Genomic DNA, 3,313 nt, shown 5'->3' with positions numbered 1-3,313 from the left:
GGTCGGGCGCTTGTGTAATGCGATATGAAGAAAAAGTTAAGAAAATATAAATTTATCAATTTAGTGGTGGGTTTTGTGTAGTCGCCAATAGATTTATTCTTCTGCTTTTTTAAAACTTTTAAATACTTTAGTCTGCAAATCGCATAAGCTCGATCTAAATGGAAATGGAAAATGTTTCAAAAATAAATCTGCAAGATATTAATGAGGTAATGTGTCTAATTAAAGAGGCTATTTCTGAGATGGAAAATAATGAAATATCTCAATGGGATGACGTTTATCCTAATTATAAAATCGTATTTGATGATATAGATACGGAAGCAATGTTTGGTATTTATAAAAACCTAGAATTGGCTGGAATTGTGGTTCTGGATAAAAACCAATCTCCGGAATATTCAAGTGTTGAATGGGAGTTAAACAATGACAGTCCTTTGGTGATGCATAGGTTATGTGTACGCCCGAAATTTCAAGGCCAGGGAATTGCAAAGCAATTACTTAAATTTTCAGAACAGTTTGCGAATAACAATAGTTATACATCTATAAGATTAGATGCATTTTCCGGGAATCCTTCTGCGCTCAATTTATATGAAAATAATGGCTATTTAAAAAGAGGGACGGTTACATTCAGAAAAGGAGATTTCTATTGTTATGAAAAAACACTATGACATGTGCATGGTTAAACAATCTTTCCACCATCAATAGATGTAAATACCAAAAATCATAAACTTAATTTTTGAGTACTGATTCTTAGCGCTTTTTCAAGGGAATAAACCGAATAGGATTGTCCCCAGTTTAGAGCGTAGGATCTTTAGCGCGTTGTTCATTTGCTTCTTTACCGTGTTGTCAGTAATGTTCTGTTCAGCTGCAATTTCTTTATAAGACAGGTTTGCTTTCCGGCTGAGTTCAAAAACTTCACGCATCTTTTCTGGTAGGGATGCAATTTCTTTTTCAATGAGTTCTTTCATTTGCTTTTCCCGGATCATATGATCAGTAGTGGAAGATTCATTGCTTTCTATAAAACTTTGAAGTGAGGAGAGATAGTCTACTCTGACTTTGTTCTTGTCGATCAGGTTAAAGACTTTATAGCGTAGTACGGTGTACAGGTAGGCGGATAGAGAAGTTTTGAGCACCAATTCTTTGCCTTCGAGCCAGAATAAAGAAAATAAGTCTTGAACAAGATCTTTTGATTCCTCGTCATTGTGAAGCATTTTTCTGCAGTGTTGAAATAAAATGGCCCAGTAACGATAGTAGATCTGTTCATAAGCCTTTCTGTCGCCGTTCTGAAAAAGAGCCAGCAGTTCAGTGTCCGGAAGGTTTTTATAGCTGTCCATTGCTGTAGGTATTACTTCTTTGTGTGTCTGGAGTACCTTTTAAAGTCTTATTATGATGGAAGTTATAGAATTCGTTTGAAAAATATAACATGCCGCCTGAATTGGGGTTAGGAGTTGTTTTCTGACTTTCTTTCTTATCCATATAGTTACTTTCATTAATAAAAAAAATGCGGAATACATTGCTAATATATTTAGTGTATAAAGCTAATATATTTAGTATTAATATTGATGAATTATTTATTAATTTATTTTTTGTATTTGTAAGATAATATGAATAAAGTGAACAGGCTCTGTTCAGGGATATAGCCAATGCGGCGGCAGGCCAATTCCAAAGAGGATGGAAAGACCATTTTTTAGTATTAGGAAAGGTCTTGTTATCTACCATTCTTAACTACTTAAAATTTTAGAAATCGCTATTGATGGTATGTACGGGGAATTGTTTTCCATGGTTTTTAAAGGGATGCAAAATTTTGGAAAGATAGTTTTGAGTTTTTGTTCATTCAACTGATTAAAGCTGACTTCAAAGGCTGTTTTGATGTTGCAGCACCTTTTGCCGGAGGGATATGAACTCTTTAGGCTGACTGACATTGTTTAAGGCGTCTGGACAAATATAATAGATTATGTTATAAAGTCAACAAATATGTTGACTCAATTTTTTGGTTAAATCTTCAATTTGCGGTGATGAATGACATATCTGTTCCTGATTTCAAGAAAAACCTTGGTCAACGCATAAAACAATTGCGGCTGGGCTTAGGACTTACTCAGCAACAATTGGCTTCAAGAATGGGATATAAGGATAAACAAGTGGTTAACCGGTATGAAATGGACGGTGCCAACCCTACGGCTTATAGTTTGATGCAGATTGCAGGGAGTCTGGAGGTTTCTTTGGATGAACTTATTGATTTCAGTAAGCTGGATAGTTAATTCTGCCTAATCACAGGGTTATTTTGCGTAACTTTGCAGAATTATTATAAATGTAAGAAACTGTGTCGTTAGATAAATTAAAACTAAGCAAAGGCCTGGTAACAGCAATGACTGATGCCGGATACTTAACCCCTAAAGAAATCCAGCTTAAAACCATGTCCAGAATTATTGGTGGACAAGATATTATAGCTGTTGGCCCTGAAGGCGCTGGTAAAACAACTACTTATGTGCTTGCTGTTTTGTCTAAACTGAAATATACCAAAGATGATGCACCTAAGGTACTGATCCTGGTGGCTGATCAGGAGCGGGGCGAGGCTGTAATTGAGCAGTTCATCTCTTTAAGCCGCAACCGTGATCTGAACATCATGGGCCTGTTGGGTACAGGAGGTTTAGAATCTGATGTAAATGAACTGGCCTTGGGTACAGATATCGTGGTGGCTACACCAACAAGAGCCAGAGCAGTATACCTGAAACTGGGTTTGAACTTAAGTAAACTGCAAACTTTTATTGTGGATGATGCGGCTCAGATTGTAAGTCAGGGCATGCAGCTGCCCGTTGCAGAACTGGCCAGGAGCGCAGGTAAATGCCAGCACCTGATCTTCACGGAGGTGGTTCATGATAAATTATATAAAATGATTGATCAGTTTATGAACTTCCCTGCGCTGATTGAAGTAGAAGACTTTGGTGATAAAGCGGAAACTGTTCCTCAAATGCTGTATCATGTACCAAATTATAAAACAAAACTTCATTTACTGCATACCCTGTTAAGGGATGATGAGGTATTTGATAAAGTAGTGGTTTTTGTGAATTCGAGATTAACTGCACAGAAACTGGTTAAAAGTCTGGAAAGTCAAAAAGAAGGGGAATACGCTATGTTGAAACCTTTGCACTTTGATGAGAGTGGCTTTGACGATTTTGGCGATTTTAAAGAAGTACCCGAAGCCCGTGTATTGGTGGTAGCCAATGAAGCTTGCCCGGAACTGGACTTGGAAGGTATTTCCTTTATCTTCCATTTTGAACTGCCGGAAACGAAAGAACTGTTCCTGAACCGCATTTTAAAA

At 37.0% G+C, this 3,313-nt stretch carries 5 protein-coding genes; 3 read left to right on the top strand and 2 right to left on the bottom strand.

All coding sequences use genetic code 11. The features are described from left to right. Window positions 1–158 precede the first annotated feature (158 nt). Window positions 159–662 carry a GNAT family N-acetyltransferase gene (locus DBR11_RS22655; protein WP_108554884.1) on the top strand — a complete coding sequence of 168 codons (504 nt, stop codon included), beginning with the start codon at window positions 159–161 and terminating at the stop codon, window positions 660–662. A 93-nt stretch (window positions 663–755) separates the two neighbouring features. Here the strand turns inward: DBR11_RS22655 and DBR11_RS22650 are convergent, their stop codons facing one another. Beyond that, window positions 756–1,328 carry an RNA polymerase sigma factor gene (locus DBR11_RS22650; protein ID WP_108554883.1) on the bottom strand — a complete coding sequence of 191 codons (573 nt, stop codon included), beginning with the start codon at window positions 1,326–1,328 and terminating at the stop codon, window positions 756–758. Further along, a complete protein-coding gene (locus tag DBR11_RS22645; protein ID WP_108554882.1) occupies window positions 1,315–1,713 on the bottom strand; it encodes a hypothetical protein in 399 nt (132 codons plus the stop codon). The genes DBR11_RS22650 and DBR11_RS22645 overlap by 14 nt, the downstream gene beginning before the upstream one ends. Window positions 1,714–2,009: 296 nt before the next feature. On the opposite strand from DBR11_RS22645, the gene DBR11_RS22640 reads away from it, so the two are divergent. Together DBR11_RS22640 and DBR11_RS22635 are read left to right on the top strand one after the other, a co-directional pair. Continuing rightward, window positions 2,010–2,252, top strand: coding sequence for a helix-turn-helix domain-containing protein (locus tag DBR11_RS22640; RefSeq protein WP_108554881.1), 243 nt, complete (start codon window positions 2,010–2,012; stop codon window positions 2,250–2,252). A 62-nt stretch (window positions 2,253–2,314) separates the two neighbouring features. Beyond that, window positions 2,315–3,313 (top strand): DEAD/DEAH box helicase (locus tag DBR11_RS22635; RefSeq protein ID WP_233260864.1); only part of this gene is annotated, 999 nt, incomplete at its 3' end.

It is taken from the genome of Pedobacter sp. HMWF019 (assembly GCF_003061025.1).
In the GTDB taxonomy this organism is placed as follows: Bacteria; Bacteroidota; Bacteroidia; order Sphingobacteriales; family Sphingobacteriaceae; genus Pedobacter.
Note: the sequence above shows the minus strand (reverse complement) of the source record. Positions and strands in the feature narration are given on the sequence as shown.

Excerpts from the sequence above, each read along its gene's own strand:
- DBR11_RS22655 (WP_108554884.1), top strand. The coding sequence starts at position 159 with ATGGAAATGGAAAATGTTTCAAAAATAAATCTGCAAGATATTAATGAG.
- DBR11_RS22650 (WP_108554883.1), bottom strand. The coding sequence starts at position 1,328 with ATGGACAGCTATAAAAACCTTCCGGACACTGAACTGCTGGCTCTTTTT.
- DBR11_RS22645 (WP_108554882.1), bottom strand. The coding sequence starts at position 1,713 with ATGGTAGATAACAAGACCTTTCCTAATACTAAAAAATGGTCTTTCCAT.
- DBR11_RS22640 (WP_108554881.1), top strand. The coding sequence starts at position 2,010 with ATGAATGACATATCTGTTCCTGATTTCAAGAAAAACCTTGGTCAACGC.